Here is a 21,593-nt window from a genome sequence, read left to right on the forward strand (position 1 = left end):
TTTACATAGACCTCCTATTGTTCAATAGTCGAGACATCTATTCTAGCGTAACGCGAATCCATACAAAAGGTCAAATTTACTCTTCTTTTGTCCATTTGTTTGCCTATTCTTTCCGCTTAATATAATAAGTATCATGACTAACGCATAACCACATTGCATGGGAGGTCACTTTGGATGACTGGATTATCTGTACAAAACGATCATTTTCACTTCGATAATAAGCCTATTCGCCTGCTTTCCGGAGCGATTCATTACTTTAGAGTCGTGCCTGAATATTGGCAGGATCGTTTATTAAAGCTGAAGGCATGCGGTTTTAATACGGTAGAAACTTACATTCCATGGAATTTCCATGAACCTGCACCTAGCAAATTCAACTTTGAAGGGATGGCAGACATTGAACGGTTTGTTCAATTAGCAGGCGAACTTGGCTTGCATGTCATCGTGCGCCCGAGTCCGTACATTTGCGCAGAATGGGAGTTCGGAGGCTTGCCTGCATGGCTGCTTGCAGATCGGGAGATCCAGCTTCGCTGCATGAACCGCTCCTATCTGGATAAAGTAGACGCCTATTACGATGAGCTATTGCCTAGACTGAAGCCTCTGCTTTCCACAAACGGCGGCCCTATTATTGCCATGCAAATCGAGAATGAATACGGAAGCTATGGCAACGATACAGCCTATCTTCAATATTTGGAGCAAGCCATGATAAGTCGTGGCATTGACGTGCTATTATTTACCTCCGATGGACCAGAGAATCATATGCTTCAAGGAGGTATGGTTCCAAATGTACTAGAAACCGCAAACTTCGGTTCAAGAGCGGAGGAAGCTTTCGAGGTGCTTCGTCGTTATCAACCGCAAGGCCCGCTGATGTGCATGGAATACTGGAATGGCTGGTTTGATCACTGGGGGGAAGAACATCACGTTCGTAACGGCGATGAAGTTGCTCAAGTATTTGAGGATATGCTTTCTCTAGGCGCCTCTGTGAACTTCTATATGTTCCATGGCGGCACCAATTTCGGTTTCACCAGCGGTGCGAATGGCTTAGAACGAGATCACTACGAACCTACCGTTACAAGCTATGACTATAACGCACCATTGAATGAAGCAGGCGATCCTACTGAAAAATATTTTGCGATACGCGATATTATCGCTAAATATACTGAACTTCCCGAGATGGAAGTTCCTAAAGCTTTGCCCAAACAGGCATATGGAACGGTGCTTGCAACTAGCCATGCCGTATTGTTAGATCAGCTGCACCAATTGTCTGAGCCCATACATGCAGTCACTCCAGAACCGATGGAGCGTTACGGACAGAACAACGGATTTATCGTATATGAAACTTTTATTTCCGGACCGCGTGAAGAAAAGGAATTAATTATTCAAGATTGCCATGACCGAGCGCTTGTTTACTTGGACGGTGAGTTTAAAGGGATCATCGAAAGATGGGATTCCAGCAAAAAAGTTCATTTTGAAGTGCCTACTGGCGGCGCGCGTCTAACCATTCTCGTTGAAAATATGGGACGCATCAACTACGGACCATATCTAGCCGATCGTAAAGGGATTACCGAAGGCGTTCGCCACGGCAATCAATTCCTATATGGATGGACCGTTTGGACATTGCCGCTTGATAACTTGCACCCTTTGACCTTTGCAGCGATAGAGAAAGAAGCAACAAAAGGTCCAGCATTCTATCGTGCGGATTTAAACATTGATAATGCACCTGCAGACACGTTCTTGAAGCTGGAAGGATGGTCTAAAGGAGTCGTTTACGTCAACGGATTCAATTTGGGGAGATATTGGAAAGTTGGTCCGCAGCAGACACTTTACATTCCTGCACCGCTTCTACGTCAAGGCAGCAATGAAATCATCGTCTTTGATATTGACGGAACAGAAAGCTTAGAATTACAGTTTGTAGACCAGCCTCAATTAGGATAATCGTAAACATCGACAACTTCGAATAGCCGAAAGAAAATCAGGTGCGGTTCCTTGATTTTCTCTCGGCTTTTAGTAATTAAAAAGAACCTTGCTATATACAAGGTCCTTTAGTCAGCCTATTTTTCAAAAAGCAGAGTGCCGCTTAAAAACATGTCTACGACTTTTTTTGCCGGTTCGTTGCGGGTAGCATATTTTTGCATTAAATCTGCTCTGTTGCTAATCAGAAGCAGTGATGAAAAGGCGTGCGCAAGAAACAGCGGATCCTCTTTTCTCAGCTTCCCCTTGTCCATCCATACTTTAAAGTAATCCGACAACGCTTGATAGATTCGTTGTTCCGTTATTCTTATTTCATGGATTTGCCCATGGCTTAATGAACTCTCCGCCTCTTTTAGAATCGTCTCCACTTCTGAATGAGGATTTGCTATTCTTGCTTCTGCAACGCGCAGCAGCCCTGCTTCAAGAGAGTCGGATTCCTTAAGTAAACGCGACACGTTGTTATGCACATTATTCAACATTGTAGTGATGGCGACCTTGAATAGTTCAGACTTGCTGGTGAAATGGTAGTAAATAGACGGTTTTGAGACGTTACATTCATTCGCGATTTGCTGAAGCGTTACAGGTTCGTAGCCGTTCTCCATAAATAATTTGGACGCGGTATGAATGATCGTTTCATATATGGATAAATCATCTTGTGCTTGCTTAGGTCTACCAGGCGACCGTTGGGTTTGGTTATTAATATTCATCACCTTCTTGAACATTGTATGACAACTCTTATATTTTATCAATGCAGCCTTGTAATTATATTTACCGGTAAATATAATTAAATAATCGTAAGGCTATCACAAAAGACAAAAAGAGAAGGTGATTCGAATTTGGAGCGAATTGCGTTATTGAAGCGAGTTAGTTATTTAACGACCATTTTTATGTTCTTGGCCACTTTTGGCGGAGGAATCGTTACTCGTACCGAGTCTGGGCTGGGATGCGGGAATGAATGGCCTTTATGTCATGGGGAATTCGTCCCCGCTCATACCATAGCCTCCGTCATTGAATACACCCACCGCCTCGTTAGTACGACAGCAGGAATCTTGGCGGTCGTTACGCTCATTCTATTTTATGTATATTGCAAAAAACGCAGAGACTTACAATGGTTTTCTGTATTAACGTTCGTATTTGTAAGTATTCAAGGGGCAATGGGAGCGTTGGCAGTCGTGTTTTCCCAGTCGCCGCCTGTTATGGCGCTTCATTTAGGATTTGCCTTTATATCCCTTGCCAGCTCTTTAATGACCAGTTTCGGAGCTAGGCAGGAGCAACTTTTAGGCGGGCTCTCCGTTTTTAATCGAATGCCGAGAACGAGCCCTGCATTTCGTAACTTCGTATGGTTTCTAACGATTTATTCCTATGCGGTTGTCTACACGGGAGCCTTTGTTAGCCATACTAGCTCAGCGGGGGCATGCTCCGGGTTTCCCCTTTGCAATGGGGAGATCGTGCCGGACTTATCGGGCGGAGTAGGAATCGCATTTATACATCGCTTAGCCGGGTTTCTTCTTGTCGCATTGATTATTGTACTTTTCGTTTGGATAAACCTAAGTTATAAGAACGCTCGCGAGCTTAGTATTTTAGGTGTGATTTCTGTGATTCTGATTCTGTTCCAAGTCTTTAGCGGTGCTGGTCTGATGCTGACGGTTGATCGTCCAGAAGTGTATATGTTTGTAGTGCTTGCTCATATGACCAGTATTGCCGTTCTTTTCGGTCTGCTTTCTTACATGAGTTATCTCGTCTGGAGATTGGCGAAGCCAGCTTCATCATCCTAAAAACAATAAAAAAAATAGAAGGCGGTTTTCCTTTTGGACAAAACAGTGAAGAAAAAGAAATGGACCAAAATAGCAGCTATCGGGTGTATAGTGGCAGCTATCCTGGCCGTTTCATTATTTATCTATATACAATCCGTAACCTATACTCCCTCGGATCTTGCCCTGTCGGCTGTTAAAAGCGACAACCAAGTTAAAGTAACCGAGATCAAAGAAGGCTATAAATTTGAACCAAACGATGGGAACGTCATTCAGCCTAACATTATTTTTTATCCAGGCGGCCTGGTAGAACCCAAAAGCTACTCGCCGTTAGCCAGGCAACTAGCTGAGTTGGGGCATCGGGTTTATATTGCGGATATGCCGCTAAACTTAGCCATTTTCGGCCAAAATAAAGCCGATTCTTTTGTCAATGAACACCCAGATGAATCATTTATTATTGGGGGGCACTCCTTGGGAGGTTCATTTGCTGCAAGATACGCATCCCAACATAGCGATGCGCTTAAAGGGATCTTCTTCTTAGCCTCTTATGCGGATGAGAAAGGGTCTGTCAAAGATACGGAGCTGTCCGTTTTGCAAATTACGGGGACGGACGACGGAGTGATGAACGAAGAGGATTGGGAGAACAGTAAATCAAATCTGCCGGAGGATACCGTTTATGTGAGAATAGAAGGCGGCAATCACGGCCAATTCGGCTCCTACGGGAAGCAAAAGGGAGATAATGACGCCGCCATTGAAGAAGAGAAGCAGTTGGAGATTGTCGTTTCTTCCTTGCAGGATTGGATCGCGGGGATGAATGTGGCTCCATAACGCCGAGGAGCACCTCGCCTCTACTGGAACCTGCTGTACATGGATGAGAGCAAAATGCCGCAACGCTAATATGGAAACGCCTGTTACCTGTTTAGGTCACCGGCGTTTTTTTCACCTCGCATAGACCGGCCTCCATTCACCATGCAAAACAAAGTCGTATCAGCCCCCACCGTGGGATTCAGCTGCCTGTAATTATAAAGAACCTTGCTACATACAAGGTCCTCTAGCCAATATTTTTCTAAAGCATCAAATTCCCTAACGTCTGACCATGCAGTTAGCGCCCATTTATACGGTAAATCAAGAAGAGTAACAACCACTCGGACTGACCCCGAAATTAAATTTGTGGCCTCAGGTCGATCGGATTCCTTCAAATGCGTTCATCACCAGATGCTGAACATATGAATCGTCCAACTCTTCACCAGTCACCAGCAAACGATAGAAAATAGGCCCGTAAATGAGGTCGATGCTTATTTCAATATCGAGATTTTTTTTCAATTCCCCGCGTAGAACCCCCTGTTCCAATAGACTCCTGGCCTCTAGTCGGCGAGGATGGAAATATCGGGTCCGATATGCCTCCGCCAACCCGGAATCAAACTGCCCTTGGCCTAATAATTCCGTAATGATTGTACCCTCCCGACTTGTCAAAAAAAGGGTTAAATTTGTGGCATGGATACGTATATCATTGAATGCTGATCCCGTGTCAGGCACGGGTAATCTTGCCGCGACGGCCGATAGAAAACCATCCATTACAACAGCAGCCTTGTTAGGCCACCATTTATAAATGGTGGCTTTGCTCACCTTGGCGCGATCAGCAATTTTGTCAACCGTGATCGATTCAAAGCCCTTTTCCAACAATAAATCATACGAAGCGGTAAGGATAGCCTTTTGCGTTTCAACATTACGTGGCCGCCCTCTCTTGACCTTCACCGAAATCATTCCTTTCGCCTATTTCAATCGAAATCGGAAAATATAAACTATACGTTTAGTATACTCATTATGAAACAAAAAGAAAATGAAATCGACTATTTACAAAACCATACGTTCAGTATATGATATGAACACTAATTAGTGAACTTGATGTTCAGTAATTGGTTTTGAAAAATAAAAGTGGTGAGGAAGAGATGCTGTGGTTATTAAGGTGGATATCAAATAAAACCCGGATAAGGTGGAATAATGAATTAAATGACAGCAGCAACTTGCAAAAAAATAAGATTATATCTTAATAAGGAGTGATACCTATGACTGTTTCAAAAAAACAAGCAATAGAGAAGAATATGCCTACATGGTTAACCATACTTCTGGCGACTGCATGCGGTATCATTGTAGCTAATCTTTACTATGCTCAGCCCCTGGTAGGATTAATTAGTTCTTCGATCGGGTTGTCCGCTAGCGGTGCTGGCTTGATCGTAACGCTAACACAGATTGGATACGTTGTCGGCTTGCTATTTATCGTACCTTTGGGAGATATTGTTGAAAACCGAAAGCTGGTAGTCGTATCGATACTTCTTACTGCAGTTGCTCTGACCGTGGCAGCAGTGACGAAACAAGCGATGCTTTTCTTTGCGGCTTCACTTTTTATAGGGTTGGGGTCGGTCGCTACGCAAGTACTCGTACCTTTTGCATCATACCTTGCGTCAGAATCTGCACGTGGCCGCGTTGTCGGCAATGTCATGAGTGGTCTGTTACTTGGAATCATGCTCTCACGTCCATTATCGAGCCTCGTGGCTGACTTTTGGAGCTGGCATGCTATATTCGGATTATCAGCAGCGGCTCTTGTTGTCTTGGCGATTATACTGTCAACAGTGCTCCCTGCAAGAAGGCCAACAGCAAGCACGCAATATGGAGCCCTACTTGGTTCAATGTGGCACTTGCTTCGAACTACCCCAATCTTACGCCGTCGCGCGGTTTATCATGCATGTGTGTTTGCGACTTTCAGCATATTCTGGACAACTGTTCCGTTATTATTATCGAGCCCCGATTTTCATTTTTCTCAGAAAGCCATTGCATTGTACGCACTAGTCGGAGTCGCGGGTGCGATAGCTGCGCCTGTGGCTGGCCGGTTAGCTGATCGCGGCTGGACTAGACCCGGCACAGGAATAGCGGTCGGTACAGTCATTATTTCTGTGTTGTTGCCGCTTATGATCCAAACAAGTTCGTCCGTCGGAGTAGCTGTTTTAGTAGTATCGGCCATCCTTTTGGACGCTGGAGTATCTGCAAATCTTGTGCTCTCACAACGCGAGATCTTCTCGTTGGGGCCAGAAATTCGCAGCAGACTGAACGGATTATTCATGGCTATTTTCTTTTTGGGCGGTGCCGTCGGATCTGCTATCGGTGGATGGGCATACGCTTCAGGTGGATGGAGTGCAGTGTTATGGATCGGAATAGCTTTCCCAGTCATTGCCCTGCTTTATTTTGCCACAGAGAGAAAGTAGTATTTAAATCATACTTAAGCAGTTGGGAGAAACCTGACTGCTTATTTCGTTAGCTTCAAAGCAAATGTATACTATTCTACGACTGGTTAATGCTGCACTGTAGCATCTCTTGGGAGTGATCAAGGATATAGCAGAACTAAATAAATAGTTAAGCAATCAAACGACTTTAATACCATTGAAATTTCTTTAGAAAGTCACCGGCTAAGCATCACGATCGAATTTTTTAGAGAGGCCGGCGCCAGATTGCCGACAAAGATCGGTCTGGTTCAGACTTGTTAGGTTGCGTAGACAGATTCAGATCCGTCTGCGTCACGAAAAGGGTGAGGGCCATACTGCAGTTGTATTTAAGGTTTCATACGGAAGTAATCCTAACATAGAAATGTATGCTTTTTTAGAACTTTGGTCGAGAGGATCGTTTGAAAATCACGGCTATGAATTATTTTATTATGGAACACAAAACCATTGAACGGGTATCCGACATCTATTCAACCGTCGGTCTATATTTTATTTACGGTTATATCCCGTTTATTTTTATATGCGTACTGATACGACAAAGGTGGACACGGCGTCTCCAAAGAAGAAAGACGGTTTTTTGAACAATGTTAACTCAGATACTAAGAAGTACTAGGCTGCTCCCCTACCGCGTGCACCTGCACGGTCAACTTGCTGTCCACCGTTGCCAAAATCACGATGCTCAAGGCTGCCGAATTTCTGTTTCCAGCCAAGCGCGGTCCTTGCCGATCTCGCGCAGAAGCGCATGTTCCATGTGGCCGTCGGTAATGATCAGTTTGGTCAGATTTGAAAGGCTGCGTGGACAGATTCAGGTCCGTCGGCGTCACTAACCATCGTGATATCCTTTACATTCGATTTTCTCAGCTCTGAATAGAAAAAAATTCAATTGACTGCTTCGCTTTCGAGAGGTTACGCTAGTTAAGCTTCCCATCCTGAATAAGGTTCTTGTTTGACGATAATGGAATGGAAGATGCGCAGCATTGTCGGATTTATATTTTTGCTGATTAGTTGTCATAAATCATTTAGTTGCTTAACGATCATTCATTCTTTATTATAACGATTTATTTTCGATTGAATAATATCAAAATCTCCTCCTGGTCAACTAACTTTAACTTCCTAAATTGTAGAATTAGATCGTTCTCGGTTTTACCATATCTGTTTTTATCACATGGTTATATCTAACGCAGGTTTATATTTATCCTATTCTAATTCACTTAATGTTCCTTGTGAGACCCCAATAATATTAGAAAAATCGACCTGATTTTGCTCATCTATTTTTCTTATTCGTTTAATTCTTTCACCGGTCGTAGACATTCCGAAAACTTCCTTAACAAAAGAAACCTCGGTTTACCCAAGGTTTCTTTTCGATAATGCCTATTGTTTTACGGAAATGTGATACGACTTCTGCATAATTTCAAGGTATCTAGACAAATTCAAATCTTCCAGACCCTTTACGTAGCTGTCTCAATCTTTGTCTTAGAGACAGTAAACAGTTCTCTGCTTTTTTTATTGCTTTCGATAATGAAACCAATCAAAATAAGCCTTATTTTCGGTGGATGATTGATTATACATGCCAAAATAGACCCCCGTGAATCCTCCCGCCACTTCCGTAGAGATCAAATGCGATTCTGCTTCACCTAACAGTTGCCAATCGTGGTTTGCCTCTTTGAAGTAAAAGCGATACTTCTCCGGTAACGCTTCGATCCTTAAATCAACGATCGACCCCTGCAAGGGAAGAGAGTGCACTTCGACCCTCATACTCGCTATTTGTCTACGAAGCGTTATCTTCAGAATACCGTTAATTGATGTCAGACCAATAGCATAATGATACTTATCATCCATAAATGCAACGAGACCGGCATCTTCCCCATCAGCGGGATGGTATTCCATTCTGACGGTAATATCGCAATTCCAATGCCGCTGCCTTCGTCCAATAAACGCAGGAGTCTCCTTACCAGTCAATTTCGACTCCGAACCGTACAATGCCAACCAACCTAAACGTTCTTCTAGTGACCATTTGACTTTGCTCGAGCTGCGTATGAAATTCCAATGTTTTTTCAAGTACGATTCGTTGAAGTCATCCATATCTGTCTCTTCATCTTCCCAAACGACCGGGGGTAATGTTATGGTATCGATTTCCGTTCCTACAATCCCGTTATCTCCGATTATCGGCCATCCGTCTTCTGTCCAGATGACCGGCGCAAGATAAGTTTCTCGGCCCAAATGATGACGATACGGATACCCTACTGGCCTAATACCGAGGAAGACCGCCCACCAACTGCCATCATGTGCTTCCAGAAGATCGGCATGGCCAGTCGCCTGAATCGGATGGTTCGAACTACGATGCGACAAGATCGGATTGTAAAGACAAGACTCGAATGGACCGTGTGGCGTCTCGCTTCTTGCGATTGTTTCCATATGTCCGTACTCCGTTCCGCCTTCTGCACACATCAAATAGTAATAGCCGTTGACTTTATATAGGTGGGGGCCTTCTGGAAACTTCCCTCCAAACCCTGTCCATATCAAACGCGTATCGCTAAGCTTACGACCGGTTGAGATATCGATCTCGCACTGGTAAAGTCCCATTCCCTGTGCAGTACCGGTACTTGTAAAATAAATTTTCCCATCCTTATCAAAGAACAGATCCGGATCTATTCCTTCCTGATCAACGTAGACGGGTTCTGACCATTCTCCAGCAGGATCCTCCGTCCAAACGTAGAAATGCCCACGGTGATCCTGATTCGTTGTCACCATGTAAAATCTGCCGTTATTATAGCGCAGACAAGGGGCCCAGACTCCACCGGATATACCGGATTGATCCAATTGAAGTTGGCTCTCCCGTGTCAGGCAATGTCCGATTTGACGCCAATGGATCAAATCTCTACTATGCCAAATCGGTATTCCAGGAAAGTATGCAAATGAACTGTTAACTAAGTAATAATCCTCACCGACGCGACAAACGCTTGGATCTGGATAAAAGCCTGATAGTACAGGATTCTGATATTTCATATCAAAACTCCCCCTTTATGTTCGCAATATAAGGTTCAAACGATATTTCGACGGGGAAACCCCATACTTTTTCTTAAATAACGTTGCAAAATAGGAACCGCTATTGTAACCTACGCGCCCCGCAATCTCTCCGATGTCTAAATCAGGCTCTTCCGACAATAGCAACATGGCTTTCTCCAACCTGAGATTATTAACGTAGTCGGGAAAGCTGCTACCCATGGAATCATTGAAGAGTTTACTAAAATAAGGAACACTTATCATTAATTTATCCGCCATGCGATGAACGGATAATTGCGGATCATGATAATGGGAATGAACATACTCCATTGCATCTGTCACAACGTTGAGCGTCTTCTTGGCATTGGTTTCCGCAATACTGTTAGAAGCCATCTCGAACAACCGGTCAAGCCAGTCTCGCAGATCGTGATGGTTATCCAGCAGACAAATCTGATTATATATATCGTGCAAATGGGAATGTTGCGTCTGACTTTTTTCGAAGACCACATCATTCGACAGTTGCTCCAAAGACAAGATTAACCTAGCCAAAGCATTAACGATTTTAGAGAAATGATAACTCCTACTTACTACAAACAGATGATCGAGTGCCTGAAGGTACTGTTCGAAGTCACCTTTTTTTATTGCACTTACAATTGAATCGATTTCGGATATGGCAATTTCGCTTTTTTGGGTATGTGTAAAGACATCCGCGTTCAATATTGCATCATTACCATAGACGATTCTATATTGGATGAGGCTCTGGGATTCGTTATATTTAGCTTTCATTAAACGAACATCGTCTGCTATCGAACTTATTCCACACGATATAGCGATTTTGTAGGATACCTTTAAACTCTCTTGAATTTGCTTAACAATGGCGGGTAGGTTCAAGTCAGATAGAGCCGGCTCCTCCTCTAATTCGCTCACGATGAGTGCGATCTGACCTTCCGTTGTTTGCAAAGCAGTGCAATGAGCAATATCCTTAAACACTTCACAAAATAATGTACTTAACGACTTCAACCTATAGGAAACTTCGGTCGCGTTGATTCCGAATATCCAGCTTTTATAGCGGTCTATTCTTAGTTGAATAACACAGAACGGTGCGTCAATTGTACGAATGACCCTGCTTTTAACTAAAAGATCCCCGGTCAGCTTATCCTCGCCTTCAACTGGCGATATGAGTAATTTGATAACTGTATTGCTGTCAATTTCATGCTCCAATGAGATAATTCGTTGCTCCACAGTTAAGATAGTATCGTTCATGAGCTCTAACTCATTTCCATCGGCGCGTTTCTCCATTCGATGATCGGCTAATTGCCTTAAACTCATAAACATTCGCCCAATCGGACTATAAAGACGCTGTGACAAAAACAAGGAGACCATTACAATCACGAGCAGCAACGCAGCACAAAGAGAGAGCATTACGTTTCTTGTTTTGACTAGTTCCCCCATTGTCAGGGTATAGGCTTCCTGCAGTGCAACATAATATTTCCCGCCATCCATAGACGCATAAGAAAATACGTAGGATTGATTATCGATAGTCGTGACGAAGGAATCATAAGCAACATCAGGAGAAAGCCGACTTTCCATTGCATGTTGAACGGCATTTGACTGACCAATCTTGGTAAGGCCACCTTGCATAATAACGTTACCATTACGATCCAAGATGAAAAGACTTTGTTGTCCAACATTTTGTCTTGCGAAAAGACTCGTCTGCAGCTCATCCATATCAACGTTTACGGCAATTGCTCCTTCGAAACTGTCATTTTGCGCGTAATCTTTGAAATAAACAGTCATCGTATTCAGTGATTCCCCGTTTGATCGTGAGTGCAATTTCCAGAACTGAGGGGAATTCCTCATGCTAGTCTGCTGAATGTATCGGTAAATATTTGTCTTAGATTCATCTGTTACCGGCACCTTCTCCACGTTAAATACCAGTCCATCCTTATTTAACACATAGACTGAATACATATACTTATTAATTCGCAAATTGCGGTTAATTTGGTCTAGTGCCGTCTGTAACCGATCGTTCCAACTATTATCGCCCGAGAGGATTGCCGTCTGTATCTCGGGATTATTGTATAAATCCATGGCAAAACTTTGTGCAAACTCAACGTAACTCACAAATACGCTTTCTGTATTCAATAACGTTAGTTTATTGATCTGCTCTCGATTTGAAGCTGCCTTCTCTCTAAACCAATAAAAGTAAAAGATAGTTAGAATCATTACGGAACAAATCGAAACCAGAAGTAGGCTAAGGAAAAACCTTATCATAAGAGATCTGTTTTTCAATACGCTTTGGTTCTTCCAATATCGAATAAGGTTGATTCCCTTTTGGATAAGCATAGCAGTCCTCTCCTCCGTTCCGTAAATGATCCACCCATTCGACAAGGGCAATTATGTGCATAGTCACCCTTGTCCGGACAATCCTTTTATTGCTTGTTTTTCCCTGCATACCATGCCGAGTATTGCTTTTGGTACTCAGCCATGTACTTATCAATACCCGCTTCTTTCAATTTCTTTAGAGCATTAGGAAATTGCTCCTCATAACTGATAAAACCGGATCCAATCGGGTTCAACAACTCTGTTTCGATCGCGCTGATCTTGGCAGCTTCCGTCTTAACAGGTTCTACATCAAACACAAATCCGATATCTTTGCGCAAAATTGATCCATCATTCCAATGTCTATAGGATTCGATAAAATCATCTGCCACGTCTTTATTAAACCGCATAAAGTTTACGTTCATCATCATCCAATCGTCGAACAAAGGATCGGAGTTAAGCCTCTCTACCCTTCCGTTCTCGTCAAGCTTGTAGTCAGTGTCCTTTACACCGTACGTAAAGAGATCATACAACTCTTGATTTTTTTGCAGCAGGTTGAAAAACATGACGTATCGTTCAGGATCCTTCGCGTTTGCAGACACATAGTAAGCGGTACTGTAAGTACCACGGCTGATCAGCGGTCGATCTCCCTTATTTAAGAAATAATTGGTCAACTTAGCTGTAGACACTGCTTTGGCCATGCTTTGAAAATTCTCAATTGGCATTAGCGCGTTTCCAGCTTTCCACATTGCTTTGCCCGCCTGCCAATCAGCCATCAATTGATTCGGATTAGTTGGTGCATATTTAGGAATTATGCCCTTCTCATACCACTTACGCATAATTTCACTATAAGCTTTAAACTCAGGTGACTCATACCAACTCCAGAGCTTATCATCATTCGCAGATGCATCTGACACAACCCGAGAATCTAACCACATAAGGTTTTTATCCGAATACGTATAACTTAGTGCGTATTGCAACCCAGTCTCCGCAAACCCAATCATCTCTGGGTGTTTCGCTATTACCAATTCGTAAAACTTCTCGAGGTCTTCTAATGAAGAAATCCCCTTCATACCGACTTCATCCATCAAGTCTTGCCTTACGAGTACCGAATAAAACTCACCAGCGTTTGGTTTATTCCCGACTGGTATCGCATACTGCTTGCCGCTTAATTGAAATGCTTCAAACGATAAAGATTCCACATTATTTTTCAGGTCGGGTACGCCTTGTTCAACATATGGTGTCAAGTCTGCATAGTACCCTTTAGCAACCTTCTTACCTAACTGATCGATATCTGTATATGAAGCAAAGTCTTCGCCGGATGCAAGCATCAGATCTGTTTTTCCGGCACCATACTCAGACCAAGGTAAATATTCAAGTTCTAATTCAGCATTAAGTTCTTTTTTGACGAGAGCTTTGATTTCATTCTTAACAAACTCACTCATTCTACCTGACTCATCGCCGTAGTAAACGATTTTCAATTCAGCAGATTCCTTCGGTGCTCCCAGTGCGATTTCGGACTCTCCAGGCGTAGATTCATTAGCACTATTCGAGCTATTGCAAGCTGCTAGAACTACGATCATGGCAACAGTTAAACAAATAACAACCCATTTTTTTACCATATTTTTAGTCTCCCCTTAAAAAATTTATTTTAAAGCAAATCGTCCTTTTTTGCACCCTTGGCCTTCGGGTTAAGTAAAGACGATCATGCATTAAACCTGCTCTTCCAAACGATAAATCAACCTTTTACCGATCCAATTAAAATGCCTTTCACAAAATATTTTTGTAAGAAAGGGAAAAGCAAAATGATTGGACCTATTGTTAAACACGTCATCGCCATCTTAGCAGTCTCTAGTGGCGGCACAACGTTGGCATTGGCTAAAATGCTTTTATTTGTACTTGTTGCCAAATAGGAGATATTGGATAACATGTTATACATCATGTACTGAAGCGTGTACATATCTTTATCGCTTACTAACATGAGTGGCAGAAAAAAATCATTCCAGTACTGTACTGCATAAAATAAACAGATCGTCACGAGGCTCACCTTCGAGAGTGGTAGCATAATCGTAATAAAAATCTTGAAATAACCAGCGCCATCAATTTGGGCAGATTCCGTAATTTCAATCGGAATCGACTTGAAGTAATTGCGTTGTAAGTACATAAAAAACACATTCATAAGATAGGGTAGAAATAGCCCCGCAAGCGTATCGTTAAGATGGTAGTACTTGGTGGAAAGGATATACCAGGGCAGCATTCCTCCACTGAAGAGGATCGTAAAGTACGAAAAAAACGCTAATCGATCACCATTTTTGAAACCTCTCACTGAAATTGCATAAGCGTACGCCGTGGTGACCGCAACAGAAGTTATCGTACCCACCGCTGTAACGAATACGGTAACCCCATACGCTTTGACAATCATGGTTAGCTTATCGGATAGAATAAACCGGTACGTATCAAGGGTTACATCCTGGGGCCATAACGAGAATCCATTCAATGCGATTGCCGTCTCACTCGAGAACGAAGCAGATACAGCTAAAATAATTGGCAGCAAGCATATAATAGCGAGCGCTATCAATAAAATATTCATTAATCTAAGTACGACCTTATCCAATAATGTTTCACTCATCCTGTAATCCTCCTAAAACAGTTTGCTGTCTCTGTCATACCATCCCGCGAGTTTGTTGGCCCCAATGATCAGTAGCAGTCCTACTACGGATTGATATAAGGAGATCGCTGAAGCAAAGGCGAATTCACCCGTTTTGACGGCAGATCGATAGACGAACACATCAATAATATCCGTAACCGGTAGCAATAATGGATTTAGATAGGTTAGCCCCATGATCATACTAAGATCGCCTTTAAGCATGTTACCCACTGATAATAAGAACAACATGATAATGGTCGGACCCAGCAGCGGAATCGTGATCTTGAATATTTGTTGAACCCGACTTGCACCGTCGATCTTTGCCGCTTCATAAACTGAGTTATCAAACCCCGTTATAACTGCCAAATATATAATGGAGGAATACCCCATTCCTTTCCACACGTTGGCGATGACCAATATCGGTATCCATAAATAGGCATTTGAATACCAATCAATTGGTTGAAGACCGACATAATCCAGTACGCGGTTAATTACACCATTCTTAAAATCAAGCATCGCGAATAAGACGGATCCAATAACAATCCATGAAATGAAGAAAGGTAAAAAGATGGCACTTTGGGTTAGTTTCACGACTAACTTGCTTCGAATTTCATTTAACATAATCGCAATCGCAATGGCAGCAATCGTCGTAAACACAAAGAACAGGATATTCAGCATCACAGTATTGCTTGTGGACCTGATCGCAAGATCTATGCTGGAATAAAAAAACTTAAAGTTATCGAACCCTGCCCAAGGGCTTCCGAAAATACCATCCTTAAAGTTGTAATTCTTAAAGACCAAGACAAGTCCTGACATAGGTAAATAAGAGAACAATAAAAGATAGACGACACCGGGCAGGGCCAATAAGTACAGGGGGCCATGTCGTATTAATTCACGTTTCAATCTTTGGCCAATTGTCAGTTTAATCGGTAGAAGAGTTCTCCCGACCGTTTCATTCATGTAGTTTCCTCCTTTGATGTACGACGGAACATTCATCGATGTAGCCTACTAAGTAAGCGCTATCAAGTATTGCCCTGATCAATATACAGGGAAAATTCGCTCGAGATAAACCATAATTATTTAATATCGTATTAAAAACATAGCATTCAACACATCATCAATATAAGATAGTTATAAATTCGACAAAGATCCAAGACTCTTCGCCCGTAACCTGTGCATAAAAGCAGGTATTAGTATTTTCAGCACCTTCCCATATTGATTAATAATGTTATTGGACCAAAATGCATTGCATTTTGGTGGTTCGATCCTGTAAACAAAACTGTGAGGATTCATTCAGTGCACATCCCTTTGCAAGCTACGATGAAAGTACCAGGATGGCAAACCCTTGTACGACACTTTGGAAAGATACTTTGGCCTTACGCTCGCTAATGAGCTGCTGCGTGTCGGGCAGTAGCTCACTCTTATCCCCATAAACGACTAATGGCTTCCCCTTTATTTAAGGTGGAAGCCATTAGAATTAATTTTATCTTGCTTTAAACAATAGCATCTAAGATCACTTTCATGTCTTAAAAATTGCCTTCCAAAATCTAAAAAAAGAAAACAAACGGCACTTACTTTAAGCCCTATAAATACTTATTGTTTTCTTTAAGCTTGAATTTAATAAAGCTCAAAACCTCACTTTGTATTTCTTCTGATTGCATACTTAGTAGTGATTCTATTTCTGAATATATATTAGTATTAGTTTTAGAATTGCTACTTTCATGAATCAACCAATTTAAATCCAGTTTGAATATCTCAGCTATTGAAATGAGAGTATCAGTCGAAGGAAAAGTTTTCCCTATTTCTAATTCGCTTAACCTACCTTGGGAGATCCCGACACGTGAGGAGAATTGTTGCTGATTCATATCTTGCATTTTACGTATGGATTTAAGTCTTTCTCCAATAGAATCCACAAAGTATCCTCCTGAATACAAAAAAAGTCCCGTGAAATATTTTCAACGGGACTTTTTTTTTGCAGAAGGTCATTTTTAATTGGTTTCCATCTTTATTGTTAAGTTTCCATCTAATCTAACTGAACAACAACTTTAACATGTCAGGTGAAATAAAACTATGGAACCAATTATGTTGATTTTATGCGGTTTGTAACGTCACGTGATAAGCATGGAAAAATAAAAGTCTGGAACCTCCACAAATTACAATTAAATAAAAGTTGGAAACCAAACTCCCTAGTTACATAAGCTCCTAACAAGGTTACACTTTATTAAAAGCTACCATAAACTTCGCTTGTGCACGCCCAACCGCAACAGCTGTTTGGGTAAGAATATAATCAATCTGAATTACTTCAGGTTCTTGCTCGCTTAAGCTCTTCCTTTTTTGAGCAAGTTACTTTGTTCTTGAAAATGCATTGCCCATTAGCGCAATCACATAAGTTTTTAATTCAGGGTCGTTTTGAATGTTTTTCAACTTTCCCCCTATCTCCTCCGACGATAAGCTCCCAGGGTTATGAATCCTTCTACTTGTCATGACTTTATAGCTGTTAGGAGTCCAATCACCATTCCAGTTGTCGATATTGTAAGTTACAAAATGGTTATGTGAAAAAAACTGGTTTTATAGCAGGACCATTTATTCGTTCAATGCAATCAGCTGAATTAAATTCAATACACCACGGAGCTAAACACTGTCCAAGTATTAGAGCTCCCTTTTCTATGAGTATTGATTTTATAAAAGTTGTAGGGACATCCATCGCAGGGCGTTCTTGTTTGGGCGCTAAACTATTCGAAGCTTATCCATTAAGATTCGCCGCTCTCAAGCTTACACACCAATCGCTCAAACTCGTTTTCTATATTCCTTGGCTCGCATGATTGCCTCAGCCCGGTTATTTACCCCTAACTTGCGATAAATATTCTTCAAATGGAACTTTACCGTATCTTGAGTAACATTCAATTGATCGGCAATCTCCTTATAGATGAATCCCTCCGCAAGCAATTCAAACACCTTCTCTTCCTTCTCGGTCAGAGCCTCGTTAGACAAAGAATTAGGAGACGAATTGCTGCTCACAGCGTCGAGAAGCAGACGGATATAGTTCGAGGGCAACAATGTCAATGCTGTCTTTTGCTGCTGATTCAGAAGCTCGGCCAGCATTTCGACCATCTGAGGGCCTTCATCAAGGTAGCTACGGATGTAGCCGAGCGGTTCCGAGAGCCTCAAGGCAATAGCCAACGGCGCAAGGGCTGCTTGGGGCTCCTCGGATTGCCGAAGCACCATGCTATGCAAGATCTTCAGCCTGATCCGTTCTCGCTGACGATTTTCCTTGTCCGCAAGGCGCTCCAGCTTCTCGAACAATTCCAGCGCATCCTCGATCCGTCCATTCGCCGCAAGCACCCTGACCATTACTAGATACTCTTCGAAATACCGGGCCGAAACCTCGTCCGAATGCGACAATCCACTCTGTTCGAGCCAATCGTATGCCTTCTGACGCTGCCCTTGAAGCAGATACAGCCTGGCTTGTTCCGCCTTAATTCTTTTCCAAATAACGGGTTGATCCGGAGAGTCGACGCTCGAACCGAGATGGTTAAGCCATTCGATTGCTTCCTCCTCTCTTCCGAAAGCCTGCTTGAGCCTTGATGACACCAGGCCCAGATGAATCCAAGTCCATACGTTGGCACGAAGATCTTTTCGGCTGAGCGCTTGTCCAATGTACGACTCCACCTCGTCCAACCGATTCCACTCGTGCATAAGCGAACTATAGGATAGATACGCGTAGCCGACAAAGGGATAGTTCGGCTTCTTCCCCCACATCGTTATCAGCTTAAGCTGGAATTGTTCCATCTCGTGCAGATCGACGGTCAGCGAGAGCGGATCCCCGAATCCCTCGTGACCTAGATACCGTTTGGTCGAGGCTTTCTGGAGGCTGCTCCCTTCTGGCAAATAATGCTCCAACAGCTCAAAATAATGGAGGGCTCGCGGCATATTCTGCTGCATTCGGAAGAAGAGTGCATTTAAGTAATAGAGATTGCCCATCAGTTGCTTCCATTCCGGCTCAGGGATGGACGCCTTCATGGCTTCGAACCGTCTCTCCGCTTGCTCGGCCTTACGCAGTCCTTGCTCCCAATCCCGATCCATCAGGAACTGCGAGATGCGGTACAGCTGGAACATCGGCTTGTGTTCAAAGCTGCTCTCCGGCAAGGCATTAATCCATCTTCGAACCACGTGGCTCCTCGATTGCAAGAGTTGAGGCATGATACAGTCGATAATCCGAACGGCATCCTCTGCCTGTTCCGTCCTAATATAATGCTCCACCGCTTCTTCATAGAGCCCCTCGTTCTCATGCCATGCCGCAGCCCGATAGTGGGAAAGTCTCCACAGTTCCGGGTAGTCCCTAGCGCACAGCTGCTGCAAGAACTCGGATAACAGATGATGATAGCGGAACCATTCGCGCTGCTCATCCAGCGGAATGATGAACAAATTTAGCTGCTCCAACCGCTCCAGTTGGACCTGGCTGTCGGCTTGTCCCGTCATTGCCGCGCACAGCTCCCCGTTCATGCGGCTCAGAACCGAGGTAGCCAGCAGGAATTCCTGCAAGGATTCCGACAGATGCCCGAACACTTCTTCCAATAGATAATCGGAGATTTGGCGTTGCCGGCCGCTGAACTGGCGAATCGTATCGGCGATATTGCCGCTTCGTTTGAGCGTGATAGCCGCAAGCTGAAGTCCGCTTACCCAACCTTCCGTCTGCTCAAACAACGTAGAGATTTGCCTTATCGATAGCGATAAGTTCGTCATCTCTCGGAAGAAAACAACTCCCTCCTCCAACTCGAATCGCATGTCTTCTATTCGAATAACGTTGATCTCGCCCTTGGCAAGAAGTCTGGCCGTGGGAAAAGACAGCTCGGTGCGGCTTGCGATATAGAGATGGAAGTACGGAGGCAGATGCTCAAGCATATATCGGATCGACTCGTTAACGAACGCATTCTCGATGACGTGATAGTCGTCCAGAATGAGTACAAAATCGCCGCTAATCGAGCTTAGCTCGTTCAGAAACGCCGATACGGCGAAATCGATAGAAGCCGCAGACTCTTGCTCAAGCAGGAATTCGATCGATTCCCCGAACAGCGGCAGTCTTTCTCGTATGGAAGCTAAGACGCAGCTCCAGAATGCGCCCCAATCGTTATCGTATTTATCCAGGGAGACCCAGGCAACCGAAGCTCGGCATTGCCTAGCCCATTCGCTTAAAGCTGTCGTTTTGCCGTAGCCCGCTTGGGCCGATAGCAAAGTCAGCTTGGTCTCCATGCCTTCCTCAAGCTTGCGCGTCAGTTGCGGCCTAGTCACCAAAGATCTGCGCGCTGGGGGAATGAGATATTTGGTACTGCGAGTCATATTCAAAGCCTCCGAACGCCTAAATTAAAAATTCCATATAATCGATTATATTCGATTTAATTGGACAATTCCCTTTGGCAATTTTGTGACAATTGCAAAACCCCTGTGCTATAGGGCACAGGGGTCTCTCGTCAATCCGGTTTATTCTTTTGTTTTCTGCTTCTCTAGCATTCGCAGGAGAACCGTCACCGCTTCCGCTCGGCTTGCTTTGGCTTCGGAATCGAACCGATTGTCTCCCGTTCCTTGCATCAGACCGGTCTCCCTGAGAGCGGCAACTGCTCCCTTCGCCCACGACGGAATCTCGCTGTTATCCGCGAAGCCGGTCGCGGCATTCGCTTCGATTGTCATATCTAGCGCCTTAGCGATCATCGCCGCCATCTCGACTCGCGTAATCTCAGCGTTCGGAAGGAAGGTACCATCGTCATAACCGGTGATGATGCCAGCTTGTTTAGCCTCCGCCACGGCATTCTTAGCCCATGCAGGAATTTGTGATGCATCCTCGAAGGCCAATTCCTCCGTTGCTCCTGCAGGCTTAATTGCATTCATTAGCATCACGGCGAATTGAGCTCGCGTAACCGTGAGATTCGGCTTGAACGTTCCGTCCGGATAACCAGCCGTGATCCCTTGGCTAGCTCCTTGGCGAATCGCTTCCTCCGCCCAGTGACCGGCGATGTCGCCGAATTCGATTACCGGCTTCGCCGTATCTCCTACAGCTAACACGGCGAATTTCGTGAAGTGATTGACCTCTGCGATAATGAAGCCGCCGCTTACTACGCCGCCAACCTCCACCCATTCTTTCTTCTCTTCATCATAATAGAAGATGGAAGCACGCTCGCCGTCGCCTAGCTTCGTCGGATCGAAGGCCAGCTTCAACGTAATGTTTTTCTTGAAGGTACCTGGGACATTCTTCAACACTTCGAAGACTTCGCTTACCAGCACTTCGTTATTCTTCAACAATTCATCCGTGTCCAACAAGGTCTCGACTGTCACTCGCAAACTCGCGTCCGTCGCGTCGGCTGGGATCTCGATGGTGATCTCGTCATCGCTCAAGCTAACTGTTCCAGGTCGACCAACAGGAAGCGTCAACTCTCCATTGTCGGAGATGACTGGGCTGTTATCCGGAACGCTTACGCCTCCACCACTGACGCCTCCGCTTGGAACTTTCGTCCACTTCGCATACAAAGTCGTATTCGCGCTTACCGTATCCGTCATGAAGTTCCAGACCGAAGAGTAGCCGTCATTCTTATACCAGCCCGAGAACGTGTAACCCGCTCTCGTCGGGTCCGTCGG

The 21,593-nt window shown here is 43.9% G+C and carries 14 protein-coding genes; 4 read left to right on the forward strand and 10 right to left on the reverse strand.

Annotated features, from left to right (window positions below):
* The first annotated feature begins 174 nt into the window (after positions 1 to 174).
* A complete protein-coding gene (locus tag V8F51_RS24255; RefSeq protein ID WP_337103091.1) occupies positions 175 to 1,932 on the forward strand; it encodes a glycoside hydrolase family 35 protein in 1,758 nt (585 codons plus the stop codon).
* Positions 1,933 to 2,048: 116 nt separating this feature from the next.
* Here V8F51_RS24255 and V8F51_RS24260 read toward each other — a convergent pair whose 3' ends face one another.
* Positions 2,049 to 2,690: a TetR/AcrR family transcriptional regulator gene (locus tag V8F51_RS24260; protein WP_337103092.1), complete on the reverse strand. Its 642-nt coding sequence runs from the start codon at positions 2,688 to 2,690 to the stop codon at positions 2,049 to 2,051.
* 114 nt (positions 2,691 to 2,804) lie between these two features.
* Between V8F51_RS24260 and V8F51_RS24265 the strand changes: the two genes are divergently transcribed.
* A complete protein-coding gene (locus V8F51_RS24265; protein ID WP_337103093.1) occupies positions 2,805 to 3,743 on the forward strand; it encodes a COX15/CtaA family protein in 939 nt (312 codons plus the stop codon).
* A 33-nt stretch (positions 3,744 to 3,776) separates the two neighbouring features.
* Complete coding sequence (locus tag V8F51_RS24270) at positions 3,777 to 4,547, forward strand: alpha/beta fold hydrolase (RefSeq protein ID WP_337103094.1); 771 nt, start codon at positions 3,777 to 3,779, stop codon at positions 4,545 to 4,547.
* Between the two features lie 348 nt (positions 4,548 to 4,895).
* Here the strand turns inward: V8F51_RS24270 and V8F51_RS24275 are convergent, their stop codons facing one another.
* Positions 4,896 to 5,483, reverse strand: coding sequence for a TetR/AcrR family transcriptional regulator (locus tag V8F51_RS24275; protein ID WP_337103095.1), 588 nt, complete (start codon positions 5,481 to 5,483; stop codon positions 4,896 to 4,898).
* A gap of 302 nt (positions 5,484 to 5,785) precedes the next feature.
* On the opposite strand from V8F51_RS24275, the gene V8F51_RS24280 reads away from it, so the two are divergent.
* Positions 5,786 to 6,979: an MFS transporter gene (locus V8F51_RS24280; protein WP_337103096.1), complete on the forward strand. Its 1,194-nt coding sequence runs from the start codon at positions 5,786 to 5,788 to the stop codon at positions 6,977 to 6,979.
* 1,518 nt (positions 6,980 to 8,497) lie between these two features.
* Here the strand turns inward: V8F51_RS24280 and V8F51_RS24285 are convergent.
* From V8F51_RS24285 to V8F51_RS24320, 8 genes are all read right to left on the reverse strand, one after another.
* Positions 8,498 to 10,000 (reverse strand): glycoside hydrolase family 43 protein, encoded by a 1,503-nt coding sequence (locus V8F51_RS24285; RefSeq protein ID WP_337103097.1) that lies wholly within the window; start codon positions 9,998 to 10,000, stop codon positions 8,498 to 8,500.
* A gap of 15 nt (positions 10,001 to 10,015) precedes the next feature.
* Positions 10,016 to 12,142: an AraC family transcriptional regulator gene (locus V8F51_RS24290; protein ID WP_337103098.1), complete on the reverse strand. Its 2,127-nt coding sequence runs from the start codon at positions 12,140 to 12,142 to the stop codon at positions 10,016 to 10,018.
* Between the two features lie 287 nt (positions 12,143 to 12,429).
* Positions 12,430 to 13,941, reverse strand: coding sequence for a DUF3502 domain-containing protein (locus tag V8F51_RS24295; protein WP_337103099.1), 1,512 nt, complete (start codon positions 13,939 to 13,941; stop codon positions 12,430 to 12,432).
* A gap of 116 nt (positions 13,942 to 14,057) precedes the next feature.
* Positions 14,058 to 14,948 (reverse strand): carbohydrate ABC transporter permease, encoded by an 891-nt coding sequence (locus tag V8F51_RS24300; protein ID WP_337103100.1) that lies wholly within the window; start codon positions 14,946 to 14,948, stop codon positions 14,058 to 14,060.
* A 12-nt stretch (positions 14,949 to 14,960) separates the two neighbouring features.
* Positions 14,961 to 15,926: an ABC transporter permease gene (locus tag V8F51_RS24305; RefSeq protein WP_337103101.1), complete on the reverse strand. Its 966-nt coding sequence runs from the start codon at positions 15,924 to 15,926 to the stop codon at positions 14,961 to 14,963.
* Between the two features lie 623 nt (positions 15,927 to 16,549).
* Entirely contained in the window at positions 16,550 to 16,879 is a 330-nt protein-coding gene (locus V8F51_RS24310; protein ID WP_337103102.1) for a helix-turn-helix domain-containing protein, read from the reverse strand.
* Positions 16,880 to 17,753: 874 nt separating this feature from the next.
* The gene (locus tag V8F51_RS24315; RefSeq protein ID WP_337103103.1) at positions 17,754 to 20,303 is read right to left on the reverse strand and encodes a LuxR C-terminal-related transcriptional regulator; all 2,550 of its coding nucleotides are present in this window, start codon (positions 20,301 to 20,303) and stop codon (positions 17,754 to 17,756) included.
* A 141-nt stretch (positions 20,304 to 20,444) separates the two neighbouring features.
* The coding region (locus V8F51_RS24320) for an S-layer homology domain-containing protein (RefSeq protein WP_337103104.1) at positions 20,445 to 21,593 on the reverse strand (1,149 nt) is incomplete at its 5' end.

The organism is Paenibacillus sp. YIM B09110, assembly GCF_037167145.1.
GTDB lineage: Bacteria > Bacillota > Bacilli > Paenibacillales > Paenibacillaceae > Pristimantibacillus.